This is a genomic window from Serratia sp. Sp408, assembly GCF_057180665.1.
Map to the genome: position 1 here is coordinate 42,240 of NZ_JBXUFT010000005.1, position 18,501 is coordinate 60,740.

Annotated in this window: 15 protein-coding genes; 10 read left to right on the forward strand and 5 right to left on the reverse strand. The window is 58.9% G+C overall.

Annotated features, from left to right (window positions below):
* Positions 1–42: 42 nt before the first annotated feature.
* The 4 genes from AC2AXP_RS15670 to AC2AXP_RS15685 form a co-directional block, all read right to left on the reverse strand.
* The gene (locus AC2AXP_RS15670) at positions 43–777 is read right to left on the reverse strand and encodes a phosphoadenylyl-sulfate reductase (RefSeq protein ID WP_198773300.1); all 735 of its coding nucleotides are present in this window, start codon (positions 775–777) and stop codon (positions 43–45) included.
* Positions 778–794: 17 nt separating this feature from the next.
* A complete protein-coding gene (cysI, locus tag AC2AXP_RS15675) occupies positions 795–2,510 on the reverse strand; it encodes an assimilatory sulfite reductase (NADPH) hemoprotein subunit (protein ID WP_004955256.1) in 1,716 nt (571 codons plus the stop codon).
* Entirely contained in the window at positions 2,510–4,312 is a 1,803-nt protein-coding gene (cysJ, locus tag AC2AXP_RS15680; RefSeq protein ID WP_039991134.1) for an NADPH-dependent assimilatory sulfite reductase flavoprotein subunit, read from the reverse strand. Before cysJ ends, cysI begins: the two co-directional genes overlap by 1 nt.
* A 265-nt stretch (positions 4,313–4,577) precedes the next feature.
* Positions 4,578–5,759: an aminotransferase class I/II-fold pyridoxal phosphate-dependent enzyme gene (locus AC2AXP_RS15685; RefSeq protein WP_004955263.1), complete on the reverse strand. Its 1,182-nt coding sequence runs from the start codon at positions 5,757–5,759 to the stop codon at positions 4,578–4,580.
* Between the two features lie 183 nt (positions 5,760–5,942).
* Here AC2AXP_RS15685 and AC2AXP_RS15690 point away from each other — a divergent pair, with 183 nt between their 5' ends.
* The 6 genes from AC2AXP_RS15690 (at position 5,943) to queD (ending at position 10,970) form a co-directional block, all read left to right on the forward strand.
* Positions 5,943–6,143: a hypothetical protein gene (locus AC2AXP_RS15690; RefSeq protein ID WP_273871015.1), complete on the forward strand. Its 201-nt coding sequence runs from the start codon at positions 5,943–5,945 to the stop codon at positions 6,141–6,143.
* Complete coding sequence (locus AC2AXP_RS15695; RefSeq protein WP_198773298.1) at positions 6,140–7,687, forward strand: sodium:solute symporter family protein; 1,548 nt, start codon at positions 6,140–6,142, stop codon at positions 7,685–7,687. Before AC2AXP_RS15690 ends, AC2AXP_RS15695 begins: the two co-directional genes overlap by 4 nt.
* Positions 7,633–8,685, forward strand: coding sequence for a GntR family transcriptional regulator (locus tag AC2AXP_RS15700; RefSeq protein WP_004955269.1), 1,053 nt, complete (start codon positions 7,633–7,635; stop codon positions 8,683–8,685). Before AC2AXP_RS15695 ends, AC2AXP_RS15700 begins: the two co-directional genes overlap by 55 nt.
* The gene (locus AC2AXP_RS15705) at positions 8,672–9,373 is read left to right on the forward strand and encodes a creatininase family protein (RefSeq protein ID WP_004955270.1); all 702 of its coding nucleotides are present in this window, start codon (positions 8,672–8,674) and stop codon (positions 9,371–9,373) included. Before AC2AXP_RS15700 ends, AC2AXP_RS15705 begins: the two co-directional genes overlap by 14 nt.
* Complete coding sequence (iadA, locus tag AC2AXP_RS15710; RefSeq protein ID WP_004955273.1) at positions 9,373–10,536, forward strand: beta-aspartyl-peptidase; 1,164 nt, start codon at positions 9,373–9,375, stop codon at positions 10,534–10,536. The genes AC2AXP_RS15705 and iadA overlap by 1 nt, the downstream gene beginning before the upstream one ends.
* A 74-nt stretch (positions 10,537–10,610) precedes the next feature.
* Positions 10,611–10,970, forward strand: a complete 360-nt coding sequence (gene queD, locus AC2AXP_RS15715) for a 6-carboxytetrahydropterin synthase QueD (protein ID WP_004955276.1) — start codon at positions 10,611–10,613, stop codon at positions 10,968–10,970.
* Positions 10,971–11,054: 84 nt separating this feature from the next.
* On the opposite strand, the gene queE is transcribed toward queD, so the two are convergent.
* Entirely contained in the window at positions 11,055–11,726 is a 672-nt protein-coding gene (gene queE / locus AC2AXP_RS15720) for a 7-carboxy-7-deazaguanine synthase QueE (protein ID WP_198773296.1), read from the reverse strand.
* Positions 11,727–12,007: 281 nt separating this feature from the next.
* Here queE and AC2AXP_RS15725 point away from each other — a divergent pair, with 281 nt between their 5' ends.
* From AC2AXP_RS15725 to AC2AXP_RS15740, 4 genes are all read left to right on the forward strand, one after another.
* The gene (locus AC2AXP_RS15725) at positions 12,008–13,345 is read left to right on the forward strand and encodes an MFS transporter (RefSeq protein ID WP_198773295.1); all 1,338 of its coding nucleotides are present in this window, start codon (positions 12,008–12,010) and stop codon (positions 13,343–13,345) included.
* A gap of 374 nt (positions 13,346–13,719) precedes the next feature.
* Positions 13,720–15,411, forward strand: a complete 1,692-nt coding sequence (gene hutU / locus AC2AXP_RS15730; protein ID WP_039991137.1) for a urocanate hydratase — start codon at positions 13,720–13,722, stop codon at positions 15,409–15,411.
* Positions 15,408–16,943, forward strand: a complete 1,536-nt coding sequence (hutH, locus tag AC2AXP_RS15735) for a histidine ammonia-lyase (RefSeq protein WP_004955288.1) — start codon at positions 15,408–15,410, stop codon at positions 16,941–16,943. The genes hutU and hutH overlap by 4 nt, the downstream gene beginning before the upstream one ends.
* A 99-nt stretch (positions 16,944–17,042) precedes the next feature.
* Complete coding sequence (locus AC2AXP_RS15740) at positions 17,043–18,446, forward strand: amino acid permease (RefSeq protein WP_004955290.1); 1,404 nt, start codon at positions 17,043–17,045, stop codon at positions 18,444–18,446.
* The last annotated feature ends 55 nt before the right edge of the window (positions 18,447–18,501 follow it).

Sequence of the window (18,501 nt, forward strand, 5' to 3'; positions counted from 1 at the left end):
TTACCTTAACATACGCGCAGCTAGCGTCATGCCAGCATCGGTTTACCCTTCGTGTAGCCCGCACTCACGCTTGAGGCCAAAGAAGCGGGTTTCTTCCTCGCTCATGCCCGGCTCCCATTTGCGCGAGGTGTGGGTGTCACCCACCGACAGATACCCCTGCTCCCATAGCGGGTGATAACTCAGCCCGTGCTCGGTCAGATACTGATAGATCTGCCGATTGTCCCAGTCGATGATCGGCAGCATTTTGAACACCCCGCGCTGCACCGCCAGTACCGGCAGGTTGGCACGGCTGCCTGACTGCTCACGGCGCAGACCGGCGAACCAGGTTTGCGCGCCAAGCGTTTCCAGCGCGCGGTTCATCGGTTCGACCTTGTTGATCTGGTTGTACTTTTCGATACCTTCTACGCCCTGTTCCCACAGTTTGCCGTAGCGCGCTTCCTGCCAGGCCGCCGACTGCTCGGCACGGAACACCTGCAGGTTCAGCTGCAAACTGTCGGTCAGCCGATCGATAAACTGGTAGGTTTCCGGGAACAGATAGCCGGTGTCGGTCAGGATCACCGGAATATCCGGTCGAATGCGGGTTACCAGATGCAGGCACACCGCCGCCTGAATGCCAAAGCTCGAAGAAAGCACGAACTCGCCCGGCAGGTGCTCCAGCGCCCACGCCACGCGCTGTTGCGCAGACAGGCTTTCCAGCCGCCCATTGAGTTCGGCCAGCGCCAGCGCCTGCCCGGATTTGGGCAGCGCATTCAGCGCCGCCAGATCGAATTCAGCCATCTTGTCTGCCTCCACGATTAATCCCAGAAATCCTGCGCCGGATCCACCACCGGCCGCACAATGCCGGTACGGATGGTGAAGTCGCCAAAGCCCTCGTCCGCGTTGCGCTCCTGCGCCCAGCGGCCGACCAGTTGGTCGATCTCCTTCAGGATTTCGTCTTCGTTGATATTTTCGCGATACATGCGCGGAATACGCGTGCCGGCCCGGTTACCCCCCAAATGCAGGTTGTAGCGGCCGACGGCCTTGCCCACCAGGCCAATTTCCGCCAGCAGCGCGCGGCCACAGCCGTTCGGGCAACCGGTGACGCGCAGCACGATGTGCTCATCGCCGACCCCATGCTGATGCATGATGCCTTCAACCTTGGTGACAAAGGCCGGCAGGAAGCGTTCGGCCTCCGCCATTGCCAGCGGACAGGTCGGGAACGACACGCAGGCCATCGAATTTTTGCGTTGCTCGCTGACGCCGTCGTCGATCAGACCGTGTTCACGTGCGATGGCTTCGATCTTTGCCTTTTCGCTTTCCGGCACGCCGGCCACGATCAGGTTCTGGTTGGCCGTCAGACGGAAATCCCCCTGATGAACCTTGGCGATCTCGGCCACGCCGGTTTTCAGCGGACGCCCCGGATAATCCAGCAGGCGGCCGTTTTCAACAAACAGCGTCAAGTGCCAATGGTTGTCCACCCCCTTGACCCAACCGATGCGATCGCCGCGGCCGGTAAACTCATAGGGGCGAATCGGTTCAAAAGTAATACCGGCGCGCTTTTCCACTTCGGCGCGGAAGGTATCAACGCCGACGCGCTCCAGCGTGTATTTGGTTTTGGCGTTTTTACGATCGGTACGGTTGCCCCAATCACGCTGGGTGGTCACTACGGCTTCCGCCACCGCCAGCGTATGTTCCAGCGGAATGTAGCCAAATTCGCTGGCCTGACGCGCATAGGTTTTCTTGTTGCCGTGTTCGATCGACAGGCCACCGCCGACCAGCAGGTTAAAGCCCACCAGTTTGCCGTTTTCAGCGATCGCCACAAAGTTCATATCATTGGCGTGCAGATCCACATCGTTTTGCGGTGGGATCACCACGGTGGTTTTGAACTTGCGCGGCAGATAGGTGGCGCCCAGAATCGGCTCTTCGTCGGTGGTCGCCACTTTTTCCTGATCCAGCCACACTTCGGCATACGCTCGCGTACGCGGCAGCAGGTGCTCGGAAATCTTCTTCGCCCATTCATAGGCTTCCTGATGCAGCGCGGATTCCACCGGGTTTGAGGTGCACAACACATTACGGTTTACGTCGTTGGCGGTGGCCAGCGCGTCCAGCCCCAGCTTGTTCAACAACTGGTGCACCGGTTTGACGTTGCCCTTCAGAATACCGTGGAACTGGAACGTCTGGCGGTTGGTGATACGAATGCTGCCGTACAGCGTGCTTTCCTGCGCAAACTTGTCGATGCCCAGCCACTGCTGCGGACTGATGATACCGCCCGGCAGACGGCAGCGCAGCATCATCGCATGGCGCGGCTCCAGTTTCTGTTCGGCACGCTCGGCCCGAATGTCGCGATCGTCCTGCTGGTACATGCCGTGAAAACGGATCAGCAGAAAGTTGTCGCCATTGAAACCGCCGGTCAAACCGTCATTTAGATCTTCGGCAATGGTGCCGCGCAGAAAATTGCTCTGTTGCTTCATGCGCTCGGCATCAGCCAATTTGCCTTCTACCACCAGAGGCCCCGGGTGTTTGTCACTCATCAGTAAACATCTCGCTGATAACGGCGCTCAAGGCGCAGCTCACTTAAAAATTCATCGGCCTGCTCGGTATCCATGCCACCGTGCTCGGCTACCAGTGCCAGTAATGTGTTCTCAACGTCTTTCGCCATGCGATTGGCATCGCCGCAGACATAAATGTGCGCGCCTTGTTCGATCCAGCGCCACACTTCCGCGCCCTGTTCGCGCAGTTTGTCCTGAACGTAGACTTTTTGCTGCTGGTCGCGCGACCAGGCCAGATCGATACGGGTCAGCAAACCGTCTTTGACGTAGCGCTGCCACTCAACCTGATACAGGAAGTCCTCGGTAAAATGCGGGTTGCCGAAGAACAGCCAGTTTTTGCCCGCGGCGCCGTCGGCGTCACGCTGCTGCATGAAGGCGCGGAACGGTGCAATACCGGTGCCGGGGCCAATCATGATCACCGGCGTGTCCGGGTTGGCCGGCAAACGGAAATTATCGTTGTGTTCAATAAACACCCGCAGGTCGCCGTCTTCTTCCAGCCGATCCGCCAGGAAGCTGGACGCGCCGCCAGCACGTGCGCGGCCGTCGATGTCATAACGCACCACGCCTACGGTGATGTGGACTTCGCTTTCGTTTTCCGCCTGCGAAGAGGCGATGGAATACAAACGCGGCGTCAGCGGGCGCAGCAGGCCAATCAGTTGCTCGGCAGAAAGATCGGCCGGCGCCTGGCGCACCATGTCGACAATCGGCGTGTTGTGCGCAAAATGTTGCAATTTGGCCTTGTCGGCCAGCAACGCGATCAATTTTTCGTCGCGCGACAGGGCGGCATATTTTTCGACGATCGGCGTAGTGTTCTGCGTCAGCTCGAAATGGCTGCGCAACGCGTCGGCCAGCGGCAGGTTTTTGCCTTCCACCGCCACCGGCTCGTCGCCTTTCAGCCACAGCAGTTGCACCAGTTCGTCCACCAGCGCCGGATCGTTGTCAAACCATACGCCAAGCGCATCGCCCGGCTGGTAGCGTAGCCCGGAGTCAGAGAGATCGATCTCGATGTGCCGCACATCTTTATCCGAATGGCGACCGGTGATCTTTTGGTTGACCGCCAGCTGCGCCGTCAGAGGCTGTTCTTTGCTGTACGGACTGCTGTCGATCACATCGACCGCACCGCTGGCCAGCGTGCCAGGCGCGGCATTTTCCGCCGGCGCGCGCGCTTTCAATACCGATACCACCTGCTTGCGCCAGGCAACGGCCAACTCTTGATATTCCACGTCGGCATCGACGCGCTCCACCAGACGTTCCGCCCCCAGCTCCGCCAGTTTGGCATCGAAGTCCTTGCCCGACTGACAGAAGTTTTCATACGAGGTATCGCCCAGGCCAAACACCGCAAACGCAGTATCGGTCAGTTTGGGCGCTTTCTTGGAGTGAAGGAACTTGTGCAGTGCCACCGCCTCTTCCGCCGGTTCGCCTTCACCCTGGGTGGAAGCCACGACGATCAGCAGTCGCTCCTGGGCGATCTGCTTGAATTTGTAATCGCCGGCATTGACCAGGTTGACGCTGAGCTTGGCCGCCAGCAGATCGTCGCGCAGCTGTTCCGCCAGGCGACGCGCATTGCCGGTCTGCGAAGCGGAAATCAGCGTAATGCTGGCCGCCGTTGCGGCAGGTGCGGCCGGCAGCGCCACGGTGCCAGGTTGTTGATTCACCATTCCCCAGAAGTAGCCGGACAGCCACGCCAGCTGCGTCGGCGAATAATCACCGATGGCAGCTTGCAGGCTCGCCAGCTGATCGGGCGTCAGCGGGAGCAAGGATGTAGGAGGAGCCTGAGTGGTCATTGCGTCACGAATTCCGTTATATATACCCGCTGCAACCGGGCAAAAATAGTTCATTTAAAAGGTAGGAAGATAAGGTTACCGAGTGGAATCATAACAATTAAAGAAGTGATGGAAATAATTAATAACCAAATGAGCTAAGTGCTTTTGCGGGTATTGTTTATCGCTAAAAGTGGTAATCATAAGATGGATATAACAATATGAAAGATAAGAATTTAACCACTACGGCCGGCCGCCGGCGCGTTAAACGACCGGTAACAGGCGCCGGTTATTCCGGCAGCCAGGTGGGAAAATTAACGCAACTTGCCGCCGCGCTCATCGCCACTGGACAGTCAGCCAACACCAGCGGCTGCGGATGCATCGGCGTGGTAAACCACACGCCAACTTCCACATTCAACTGCCGTTCCAGACTGTCACGCCGCTGTTTTTGTTGCGCTGATAGCAGTAACGGGAACCGCAGCCAGCTGTTTTCTGCTCCCGCAATGTGGAGCGGCAGCCGGTAACCATGGGCCGCAGCCCAGCGTTGCCAAAAGGCCGCACCGCGCCGGCGTCGCTCAAGTAACGTCGGCAACCGGTTCAATTGCAGACGCAGCAGCTCGGCGACCGGTTCGGCCATCCGCCAGCGGTATTGCGGGCTGAACAGACCGCTTAATTCGGCAATCTGCATTTGCGGTACACGTTGCTCCAGCGGCCAACCGGCGTCCGCCGCCGCCTGGCCGTCCCGCGCTATCGCCACCGCATGGCGCAACGTGTGCAACAGACGCCGTATAAAGACAGGCTCGGCGTCGGCGCTGGCGGCATACACCTGTTGCAGTCGTTGTTGCAACGCCGGCGAATGCGTAATTACCCAGCCACCGTGGATGGTATTGACCACCTTGGAACGTTCACTGCTGAAAAAGGCGATATCACCCAAGCTGCCGAGCAATTGCCCGCGGTAGCGCGCGCCGGTGGCATGCGCACAATCTTCTATCACCCATAGCCGATGCGCACGCGCCAGCGCCAGCAACGCATCAAGATCGCGGCACACCAGACCAAAACTGTACTGAATCATGACCGCTTTGGTATTGGGCGTGATCGCCTGTGCCATCGCCGCCGCACTGATGCCAAAAGTGTCAGCCTCGATATCGACAAACGCTATTTCGATACCGTTATAACTGAAGGCATTGGTCACACACTGACAGGTAAACGCCGGGATCAGCACGCGATCGCCCGGCTGCAAGCCAAGCGTGCGGATCACCGCATACAACGCCGCACGCCCGGCCATAAAGCTGGCTACGCCGTCAGTTTGCCAGATCTCGCCAATCTGCCGATGCAGCGCCTGCACCTGCGCTGCGGGTGCCATCGCCCTATCATCCGCCGGTGCCAACCAACGGCGAGCACAGAGGTCCTCTTGTTCAGTCAGCGTGGCGTTTAACAACGGCACCCGGCGCGCAAAGGGTGGAAAAGTCATCGCGGCTCCTTGACTTGCCAAAAAAAGTGTTGTTATTTTGCACTGCCGTTATAAAAAAATATAACACTCAATACAACAATAAATTATTCCACGACCTGATTTTCTTATACGCAAACACAACGATAAGGGAAAGTAATGGACATAATAAGCAACTGTTTTGAAAGAAAATGGTTTTATATCTTCATGTTTATGTATCTGCTGATCATGCTGCCGTTGCCATTTTTCTTTAACACGCAATACCAACCAGGCTGGCTAGGGATTCCAACATTCATCTTCGGTTGGCTAATACATGGCATAACAGTATCGGCGCTGATTATTCTGTTCGCCTGGCAGTGCCTGAAACGCCCGGAATATCAGGGCAACATCGACGAGGAGCAGCCATGAACAGTCATCTCGCGACCCTGTTGCAACCGGAGCCGATACCGTTTTACACCACGCTGATCCTGTTTCTGCTGCTACTTGGCGGCATCGGTTGGTACGCCGCGCGTGCCACCAAATCGCTGAGTGATTTTTTGGTGATGGGCGGCAAAGCCGGCGCGCTGGTCGGCGGTTTTGCCTACTTCGCCAGCCAGTACAGCATGAGTACCTTTATGGGGGTGCCGGCGATGACCTACAGCACCGGCTTTGCCGGCATGAGCGTATCCGTACCGGGGTTGGCATTTTCCATGATCGTGCCAGTGCTGTTCGTCGGCCGCAAACTGATGCTGATGGGCCGTCGCTACAACATGATGACCATGAGCGACTACCTGTCCGACCGCTACGACTCCACCGCCATTCGCGGTGTACACGCGGTAATGATGGTGATCTTTCTGATCGCCATGATGGGTGCCCAAACGGTCGGTGCCGGGGTGATCCTCAATACCTTTACCGGCTTGCCGGAGTGGATCGGCGTGGTGGTGATGGGCGTGGTGGTGGTGCTGTACTGTATGACCGGCGGTATGACCGGCGCCATGATGACCGACGTGTTGCAGGGAGGGCTGATGATCGCCACCGCCGTGGTCACCTTTGTGGTGTCGGTCCATGCTGGCGGCGGCATGGAAGCGATCACCGGCAAACTGGCGGCCGAGATGCCCAGCCATCTGACCCATCCCGGAGCCAAGGGCGACTTCCCCTGGCAAACCTATGTGTCGATGATCGTAATGTGGAGCTTCTTCACCATCGGCCAGCCGACGCTGTTTACCAAGTTCTTCACCATGAACAGCTACCGAACCATGTTTAAAGCGGTGATCCTCGGCACCCTGGGCATGTTGTTCTCGGCGACCATGATTGAATGGTCCGGCGTCAATGCCGCCACCTTTATCAGCGGTCTGAGCGGGCAGGAAACCGATTTTATCGTGCCGGTGATCCTGCAACAGAATCTGTCGCCATGGATCGCCGCACTGTTGATCACCGGCATCGTTTCTGCAGGGATGTCGACCATTTCAGCGCTGCTGGTGGTCGCCACCGGCGGTATTACTCGCGACATCTATCAGAACGTTTTCCGGCCGCGGGCCTCTGCGGATCAGATCCTGCGTCTGTCACGCTGGATAACGGTGCTGCTGGGCATCGCCGCCATCGCCATCGGCATTATCAAACCGGCAGGGATCTTCGCCCTGATCCGTTTTGCCTTCGGCGGCCTTGGGATCTGGGTGGCGCCGGTGATCCTCGGCATGTACTGGAAGCGCGCCACGCTCGCGGCAGCCATCAGTTCGGTGATCCTTGGCGAGCTGGCCTACGTGGCGATGAAACTGTGGTTCCCGCAGTTGGCGTTCGGCTTTGATCCGCTGATTGTCTGCTGGAGTTTTACCATGCTGGTGATGGTGCTGGTCAGCCTGTTCACCCGCCCAAGCAGCGATGCTACTCTCAGGCGTCACTTTGACGATCTGACAGCATTGTGTGCCGCACGCGCCCGACGGAGCGCACCGGCAACCGTAACCCCAACCGAATAACCGAGGCCTGCATTATCAACATCGACAAGAACTTGCCCATTGCGCTGCAAACGCAGATCGTCGGGGCCATCGAATACGGCATCATGGCCGGTACCTATCGCCATGATGTCGCGCTGCCGTCGGTGCGCGCGCTCAGTAAACAACTGGGGGTAGCGCAACTGACGGTCAGCCATGCCTATCAAACCCTGAAGAGCATGGGGCTGATCGAAACCATCGCCGGCAAAGGAACCTATGTCGTGCGCAACCGGCAGGAGATGGTCCATGAAGATCAGGTCAGCCAGCTACACCAGCGCTTTCAACAACTGTTGCAGGATGCCGCGCGGCTAGGCTTGTCGGAGTCGTTCTTTATCGGTGCGTTGAATCAGATGCAGGCGGCCACCGCTCCCCCCGTCGCGCTGCGCATGGCGATGGTGGGGAATTCCAACCGTATCAATCGCAGTTATATCGCCAGCATCTGCGACGTTCTGGGCAACCAGCAGCAGGTCGATACCTATACCTTCCGCGAATTCGCCGAACTGGCAGCGGACAAACTGGCCAGCTATCAGTTCTGGCTGACCATTCCACACTGTATCCCGCGCTTGCGCCAGCGCATTGATCCACAGACGCCGGTATTTGCCCCGTACCTGATCCCTGCCGAAGATACCCGTACCCGGCTGGCTCAGCTCAGCGCCGATAGCTCGGTGCTGCTGGTTTCACGCTATCAGGCCTTCCTGCCTGCCATGCTGGAAGGGGTAAAAACCTTTGCGCCGCATCTTGGCCAGATAGCCATCGCCGCGCTGGAAGATGAAGGTCTGACGGCGGCGCTGGCAAGCCACAAAACCATCATTTACAGCACCGGTTGTCACAGCCATTTGCAACCGCTGCTGCCGGCGTCCAGCAGCGTATTTGAATATCGCCATACCCCGGAACCCCGCTATCTGCGGGAAATCTTGCGTCCCGCCTGGCATCACTATTGCCAGCACCTGGCTCTTCAAGGAGATAATAATGAAAATCAGTGAAATGAACTGGTTTCAAGTACAGGAATACCTCGCTCGTGACGATCGCGTTATTCTGTCGCTCGGCAGCACCGAACAACACGCCTATCTCAGCCTGTGCACCGACCACCTGCTGGCTTCCCGGCTGGCTGAACAGGCCGGCGAACGACTGGGCATTGCGGTGTATCCCGGCTTGCCGTTCGGTATGGCCCCCTATTTCAGCCAATTCCCCGGCACCATCAATTTACGACCGGCAACCTATAACGCGCTGCTGGAGGATCTGCTCTCCAGCCTGTACCAGAGCGGTTTTCGCCGTATATTTCTGCTCAATGGCCACGGCGGCAACAGCCCGGTACAGGTACAGATCCATAACTGGCTCAACCAGCATGACGACGCGCGCGTGCAGCTGCACAACTGGTGGGCTGCGCCAAAAGTGATGGGATTGGTGAAAAGCTTTTCCGCCAATGCCTCCCACGCCTCGTGGATGGAGAATTTCCCCTGGACGCGTCTAGCCGGCGTCGCCATGCCGCAGCAGGAAAAACCGGCCATCGAGGTTGCCAGACTGGCGCAGCTGCCGGCCAGCGCGGTGAAGGCGTATATCGGCGATGGCAACTATGGCGGCGAATATCAACGCAGCGACGACGATATGCAGCGCATCTGGCAGACCGGCCTTGAGGAAACCTGCCAACTGCTGGAACGGGGGTGGATGTAATGAGCTACAGCCTGATCGAAAACGCCCGGCTGCTGACCGAACACGGTATTCAACGCCAGCAGCTGTTGATCGGCATGGGCCGGATTCTGGCCATCGGTGCGGATTTGTCAGCGCCGGCGCTGCAACCTTGCCAACGCTTTGACGCCGGCGATCGTCTGCTGGCGCCGGGGTTGATCGACCAGCATGTCCATCTGATTGGCGGCGGCGGCGAAGCCGGGTTCCACACCCGCACGCCGGAAGTGCAACTGTCACAGCTGTTGCGTTGTGGTATTACCAGCGTGATGGGGCTGCTCGGCACCGACGGCGTAACGCGCCACGTACAGTCGCTGTTCGCCAAAGTGATGGGGCTGCGTAACGAAGGCATTTCCGCCTGGATGCTGACCGGTTCCTATCAGGTGCCGACCATTACCGTCACCGGGTCGATACGCGATGACATCACCTTTATCGAGCCGATATTGGGGGTGAAAACGGCGATTTCCGATCATCGTTCTTCACAACCCAGTTGCGAGGCGCTGATCCATATCGCGACCCAGGCTCGCGCGGCAGCCTTGTTGACGCAGAAACCGGGGCTGGTGGTGATGCATATGGGCAACGCGCAGGCCGCCCTGACGCCGTTGGAAGAAATTCGCGACCGCTGCGAGGTGCCGCTCGGGCATTTCTTGCCTACCCACGTCAATCGGCAGCAGCACCTGTGGCGGCATGCCATGCGCCTGGCCAGGCAGGACGGTGTCAATCTCGATCTAACCTCGGGGATTAGCCCGCATCTGGGCGCCCGTGGCGCAGTAAAACCCAGCGAGGCGGTACTGGAGGCGCTGGACGAGGGGATCCCACTGGGGCAACTGACGCTCAGCTCCGATGGCAACGGCAGCATTCCGGCCTTTGACCACGCCGGCAATGTTTGTGGCATGGCGGTCGCCGGTTTCGGCAGCCTGCTGGACGAAATTCGCGATCTCAGCGGCGATCTGCCGCTCGAACAATGTTGGACGTTGGTGGCATCCAACGTCGCTCGGCGCTTGAAACTGCAAGACAAGGGCGAGATCGGCGTCGGTAAAGATGCCGACCTGCTGCTGCTGGATGACGCCTTGCAGCCCTGTTCGCTGTGGGCAAAGGGGCGTTTGATGCTGCATCACGGCGAGCCGCTGGTACGAGGAACCTTTGAATAAAACGGCAAGCTGATAGCCCCCGGCGTACATTTCCGGTAGACTTCGCCGGTTTTTGAGTCAATGAGGCCGTAATAATGGCAACCACGCTGTTTAAAGATTTTCAGTTTGAAGCCGCACACCGTTTGCCGCACGTGCCGGAAGGGCATAAATGTGGCCGTCTGCATGGGCATTCGTTTATGGTGCGTCTGGAAGTGACCGGTGAGGTCGATGCCTATACCGGTTGGGTAATGGATTTTGCCGAACTTAAAGCGGTGTTTACTCCCGTCTGGGAACGGTTGGATCACCATTATCTGAACGATATTCCAGGGTTGGAAAATCCCACTAGCGAAGTGCTCGCCGCCTGGATTTGGCAGCAGTTGAAACCGCAATTGCCGGAACTGAGTGCCGTGATGGTCAAGGAAACCTGTACCGCTGGCTGCGTGTATAAAGGCTGATCCCTTGCTACTTGACGTGGCATCGGTGAGCGCCGCCCGCACCGATGCCACGGCCATTATTTTTGGGCTCGACGCCCTGCACTGTTAAGCAATATTCAAATACTTATGGGTTTGCATCGATAACCGCCAGTTGCGGGCGATGCAGGTTTCAATGCACAGTCGGGTGGCCTCGTCTTTCTGACTGATCGGTTGCAAGGCGATAATCCGCCGCTTCTCATCGTGCAATGTATCCAGCAGCGCATCCAGCGCTTCGATATCACGCTGACGCCCCACCGGGTGCTTGATTTCATCGGCGCGCATCAGCGCCTGCTCCAATACCTTCATGCCACCACGCATGTTCACTTTGGGTGAAACCGTCACCCAGGTGCTTGGCGTGCACAAAATCTCATGGGTGCCGCTGGTTTCGATCTGACAGGCGTAGCCGTTAAGTTCGAACAGTTTGGTCAACGGGATCAAATCATAAATGCAGGGTTCGCCGCCAGTGATGACGATATGGCGCGCGGTGTAACCCTGCCGTTGCACCACCTCGAGCAGCTGTTCTGCCGTGGCGCTGCCCCAGGCGTCGCTTTCTTCGGTTTTGACCAGGATCCGCTGCATGTCCACTTCCCGATTGGCTTCCTTTTCCCAGGTGTGTTTGGTGTCGCACCAGCTGCATCCCACCGGGCAGCCCTGCAGGCGGATAAAAATAGCCGGAACGCCGGTGAAGTAACCTTCACCCTGCAAGGTCTGGAACATTTCATTAATCGGGTACTGCATCGGTTTCTCAATTCGGAAGGATAAAGCGTGATTATCGCAGATTCCACGGCGGCGACCAAATCGCGCAGCAGAAGATCGACCGCCTCGCAAAATCTAACAAACAAGCAACAGATAAGATAAATGTATTTGACATTTTTGCTCGCCGACGCCCAGATGTATAGACATGCAAACACAAGCCGGGCGTGCGTTCCGGTAACAACAACAACCGTGAAACAGGCCCACATCAAGCGGCTTGCAGGCAATTCCCCTGCAACTGACGGCATGGCGGGCCGGGAGGGACTATGGCATTTTCCAGCGAGTTGAATATCCAGCAGGCAATTGACGACAGCAAGTTTTCGTTATTCCACTGGACCCTGATTATCCTCGGCTTTCTGATCCTGGCAATTGACGGCTTCGACACCGCAGCAATGGGTTACATTGCGCCGTCGGTGGCAAAAGACTGGGGTATCGTCAAACAGGATCTCGGGCCGGTGCTGAGCGCCGCGCTGTTAGGTCTGTCGCTCGGCGCCCTGGTGGCCGGGCCAATGTCTGACCGCATCGGCCGCAAGCGGGTGCTGGTGTTTTCCTGTCTGTTCTTCGGGCTGTCCAGCCTGGCCACCGCCTATGCCGGTTCGCTGAACAGCCTGACGCTGTGGCGTTTCCTTACCGGCCTGGGCCTGGGTGCGGCGATGCCCAATGCCATCACGCTGATTTCTGAATACGCGCCGCAGCGCTGTCGGTCGCTGGCGATCAACACCATGTACTGCGGCTTTCCGCTGGGCGCGGCGGGGGGCGGTGCCATCTCGTCCTGGTTGATTCCGGCGTACGGCTGGCACAGCGTGCTGCTGCTGGGCGCCATTGCTCCACTGGTGCTAACGGTGTTGCTGGTGCTGTTTTTGCCGGAATCGGTCAAATATATGGTCAATCGCGGCCATGATGCGCAAAAAATCAAGCGCATCGCCCAGCGCTTTGTCAGCCAGAACATCAGTCATGTCACCCACTTCCTGCTGTACGAAGAAAAACTGGCCACCTCGAAAACCAGCGTTGGGTTGTTGTTCAGCGGCCCGTACCTGGTCGGTACCCTGATGCTATGGATCACCTACTTTATGGGGCTGGTGATCTACTACGTACTGCTCAGCTGGATGCCGATCCTGATGCAGGGTCTGGGTTACCAGTTGGAACAATCCGCGCTGCTGACTTCGCTGTTCACCTTTGGCGGTACGCTAGGCATTTTGATCGCCGGCTGGCTGATGGATCGCTGGAATGCGCATAAGGTGGTGTCGAGCGGCTTTGTCGTCACCGCGCTGCTGATCGCGGCCATGGCGATGGAAGACCGTCATATCGTACTGCTCGGGGCGTTGATCTTCCTGATGGGCATCGCGATGAACGGCGCGCAGTCCGGGCTGCAAACGCTGGCGGCCACCTATTACCCTACCCATAGCCGCGCTACCGGTATCGCCTGGATGCAGGGCATTGGGCGCTTTGGCGGCGTAGCCGGTACCTTAACCGGCGCGCAACTGCTGGCACTGCAATGGGAGGTGCAAAGCATCCTGATGTTCCTGTGCGTGCCGGCGCTGGTCGCCGCCATCGCCACCGTGTTCAAGATGACGCGTCGCCCGCTGTTGCAACCAGCCAGCTAAGCCGCGAACGGGCGCAGAGGGTGCGCCCGTTACCGCCAGCGATACGCTTTACTGATATCCCGCCACAATCTGTAATGGATATGTAAAATTATTGTGACTTAACGCTCAGAAATGACGCGATTTTAATTCGATTTTGTTGAATAGCTCACTATTCCTGGCGGCTCCCCCGCAGCCAACGGTGTAAAAAATAAAAACAAACCACTGATTTTAAACATTAATAATTTTTTCTTATGCTATTTTTCGGTATTTCGCCCTTGATGTTGCATATGCTTGTACATACAAGTATATGTTAATAAACCCTACGCACCATTACGACGAGGCACTAACCCAGCCGCGTCATGCAATCTGTACCGATACTGTTTGAGGAAAAAGCTGTGACTGCAAATAACAAAGTTCGCAACGTCGATGTACGCGCGCCTCGCGGCACAACACTAAACGCAAAAAGCTGGCTGACCGAAGCACCGCTGCGCATGCTGATGAACAACCTCGATCCGGAGGTCGCGGAAAACCCGCACGAACTGGTGGTATACGGCGGTATCGGCCGAGCTGCCCGCGACTGGGACTGCTACGACAAAATTGTCGCTACCCTGAAAACGCTGGAAGACGACGAAACGCTGCTGGTGCAATCCGGCAAACCGGTCGGCGTGTTCAAGACCCACAGCAACGCGCCGCGCGTGCTGATCGCCAACTCCAACCTGGTGCCCCACTGGGCCACCTGGGAACACTTCAACGAACTGGATGCCAAAGGCCTGGCAATGTACGGCCAGATGACCGCCGGCAGCTGGATTTACATCGGCAGCCAGGGCATCGTACAGGGCACCTATGAAACCTTCGTCGAAGCCGGCCGTCAGCATTACGACGGCAAGCTGCAGGGCCGCTGGGTTCTGACCGCCGGTCTGGGCGGCATGGGCGGTGCGCAACCGCTGGCCGCCACGCTGGCCGGCGCCTGTTCGCTGAACATCGAATGCCAGCAAAGCCGCATCGATTTCCGCCTGAAGACCCGCTACGTCGACGAACAGGCTAACGATCTGGACGACGCGCTGGCGCGCATCAAACGCTATACCGCCGACGGTAAAGCGGTGTCCATTGCCCTGTGCGGCAACGCGGCAGACATTCTGCCGGAGCTGGTGAAACGCGGCGTACGCCCGGACATGGTGACCGACCAAACCAGCGCCCACGATCCGCTGAACGGCTATCTGCCAAAAGGCTGGAGTTGGGAAGAATACCGTGAACGCGCGCAGCGCGAACCGGCGCGGGTCGTACAGGCCGCCAAGCAATCGATGGCCGAGCACGTACAGGCGATGCTGGCGTTCCAGCAAATGGGCATTCCGACCTTCGATTACGGCAACAACATCCGTCAGATGGCCAAAGAAATGGGCGTCGACAATGCCTTTGACTTCCCGGGCTTCGTACCGGCGTATATCCGCCCGCTGTTCTGTCGTGGCGTCGGCCCGTTCCGCTGGGCTGCGCTGTCTGGCGATCCGCAGGACATCTACAAAACCGACGCCATGGTCAAAGAGCTGATCCCGGACGACGCGCACCTGCACCACTGGCTGGACATGGCCCGCGAGCGCATCAGCTTCCAGGGGCTGCCGGCACGTATCTGCTGGGTTGGCCTTGGTCAACGCGCCAAGCTGGGCCTGGCGTTCAATGAGATGGTGCGCCGCGGCGAACTTTCCGCACCGATCGTTATCGGCCGTGACCACCTCGACTCCGGCTCGGTCGCCAGCCCGAACCGCGAAACCGAAGCCATGCAGGACGGCTCCGACGCCGTTTCCGACTGGCCGCTGCTCAACGCCCTGCTGAATACCGCCAGCGGCGCAACCTGGGTTTCACTGCACCACGGCGGCGGCGTCGGCATGGGCTTTTCACAGCATTCCGGCATGGTGATCGTCTGCGACGGTAGCGACGAAGCCGCCGAACGCATCGCCCGCGTACTGCATAACGATCCAGCTACCGGCGTAATGCGTCATGCCGATGCCGGTTACGACATCGCCATCGACTGCGCGCGCGAACAGGGCCTGAACCTGCCGATGATCGCTGCGACTCAGGGGAACAAAGCATGAAAACCTTGATTATCCGCCCAGGCAAACTTCAGCTATCGCAACTGCGCGAAGTGTATCAACAGCCGGTAAAACTCCAGCTTCCGGACAGCGCCTATGCGGCGATCGATCGCAGCGTGGCCTGCGTTGAACGCATTGTCGAAGAGAACCGCACGACCTACGGCATCAATACCGGCTTTGGTCTGCTGGCCTCGACGCGTATTGCGCGCGAGGATCTGGAAAACCTGCAACGTTCGATCGTGCTGTCGCACGCCGCCGGCGTCGGTGCACCAACCGACGACAATCTGGTACGGCTGATCATGGTGCTGAAGATCAATAGCCTGTCCCGCGGCTTTTCCGGCATTCGTCGTGAAGTGATCGAAGCGTTGATGGCATTGGTCAACGCCGAGGTCTATCCACACATTCCGTTGAAGGGCTCGGTCGGCGCATCGGGCGATCTGGCGCCGCTGGCGCACATGAGCCTGCTGCTGCTGGGCGAAGGCAAGGCGCGCCATCAGGGTGAATGGCTGAGCGCCGACGCCGCACTGGCGAAGGCCGGGCTGAAGCCATTGACGCTGGCGGCCAAAGAAGGCCTGGCGCTGCTGAATGGCACCCAGGTGTCTACCGCCTTTGCGCTGCGCGGCCTGTTTGATGCCGAAGATCTGTACGCCGCCGCCACGGTGTGTGGCAGCCTGACGGTGGAAGCGGCGCTGGGCTCGCGCAGCCCGTTTGATGCACGTATTCATGACGTACGCGGCCAGCGCGGTCAGATCGACGCCGCCGCCGCTTACCGTCACCTGCTGGGTGAACGCAGCGAGGTCTCCGATTCGCATCGCAACTGCGACAAGGTGCAGGATCCCTACTCCCTGCGCTGCCAGCCGCAGGTGATGGGCGCCTGCCTGACGCAGATCCGCCAGGCCAGCGAAGTGCTGGAAGTTGAAGCCAACGCGGTGTCAGACAACCCGCTGGTGTTCGCCGAACAGGGCGACGTACTGTCCGGTGGCAACTTCCACGCCGAGCCGGTAGCGATGGCCGCAGACAATCTGGCGCTGGCGCTGGCGGAAATCGGCTCGTTGGCCGAACGCCGCATTTCACTGATGATGGACAAACACATGTCGCAACTGCCACCGTTCCTGGTGGACAACGGCGGGGTGAACTCCGGCTTTATGATAGCCCAGGTGACTGCCGCGGCGCTGACCAGTGAAAACAAGGCGCTGGCGCACCCGGCCAGCGTCGACAGCATCCCGACCTCGGCCAATCAGGAAGATCATGTGTCGATGGCGCCAGCCGCCGGTCGGCGACTGTGGGAAATGGCCGACAACGTACGCGGCATTATCGCCGTGGAATGGCTGGCCGCCTGCCAGGGGCTGGATCTGCGCAAAGGGCTGCACAGCACCGAAGGGCTGGAACAGGCACGCCGCCTGCTGCGCGAACACGTCAGTTATTACGACAAGGATCGTTTCTTCGCCCCCGACATTGAAGCCGCCAGCCTGCTGTTGGCGGCCGGTCATCTGACGGCGTTAGTCCCTGCGGCGTTGTTGCCAAGCCAGGCATAACCGCCGCTACCCTACATCAAGTTCGTACCTATCCCGCCGGGACAACCCTGGCGGGATAGCGCTGCCCGTCCGATAACAACGCAAAATACGGAGAGCAACATGCGTAACGACGAAACACAACCTTCTCAGTTGCGGCGCGGCCTGAACGCGCGGCACATTCGTTTTATGGCGCTCGGTTCAGCCATTGGTACCGGGCTGTTTTACGGTTCGGCCGGCGCTATCCAACTGGCCGGGCCGGCGGTACTGCTGGCCTACCTGGTCGGCGGCGCGGCGGTGTTCATGGTGATGCGTGCACTGGGAGAAATGGCGGTACACCAGCCGGTTTCCGGTTCGTTCGGCCACTATGCCAGTCACTACCTCGGCCCGCTGGCCGGTTTTCTGACCGGCTGGACCTATACCTTCGAAATGGTGATCGTCGCACTGGCGGACGTCACCGCCTTCGGCATTTACATGGGGCTGTGGTTCCCGGATGTCGCCCAGTGGGTGTGGGTATTGAGCATTATCTTCTTCATTGGCGCGCTCAACCTGTGCAACGTCAAGGTGTTTGGCGAAATGGAATTCTGGCTGTCGCTGATCAAGGTCGCCGCGATCGTGGCGATGATCGTCGGCGGCGCGGCGGTCATGCTGTTTGGCTTCGGCCAGACCCAGGCCGCCACCGGCTTTGACAACCTGTGGCAACACGGCGGTTTTATGCCGAACGGCATCGGCGGCGTGGTGGCCTCGCTGGCGGTGGTGATGTTCGCCTTTGGCGGTATCGAAATCATTGGCATCACCGCCAGTGAAGCAAAGGATCCGGCCAAAATGCTGCCGCGGGCGATCAATGCGGTACCGTTGCGCATCCTGCTGTTTTACGTGCTGACGCTGCTGGTACTGATGGCGATATACCCGTGGAACAGCATCGGCCAGAACGGCAGCCCGTTTGTCGAGATCTTCAGCAGTCTGGGCATCAGCTCTGCCGCTCACCTGCTTAACCTGGTGGTGATCACCGCCGCCATTTCCGCCATCAACAGCGATATTTTCGGCGCCGGCCGCATGATGTACGGCATGGCGCAGGAAGGTCAGGCGCCGAAGAGCTTTACCCGGCTGACCGGCAACGGCGTGCCGTGGATGACGGTGCTGGTGATGTCGCTGGCGCTGCTGCTGGGGGTGGTGCTCAACTACCTGATACCGAAACAGGTATTTATGATCATCGCCTCTATCGCTACCTTCGCCACCGTCTGGGTGTGGCTGATGATCCTGCTGTCGCAGATCGCCATGCGCCGCACGCTGAGCAAGGCGGAGATTGCCAGCCTGAGCTTCCCGGTACCGTGGTGGCCGCTGGCCCCCTTGCTGGCGACGGCGTTTATGTTCTTTGTGATTGGCCTGCTCGGTTACTTCGAGGAAAGCCGGATCGCACTGTATGTCGGACTGGTCTGGGTGGCATTGCTCACCCTGGCTTACTGGATGTGGGTGCGCAAAAAAGGCGGGGGATCACCTGTCGCCACCTCACCCCAGGGTCTGTAGTGACGGGGCCCGCCGTTCCCGGGCCCTTACATTCTCCCAAACACATAATGGGGAA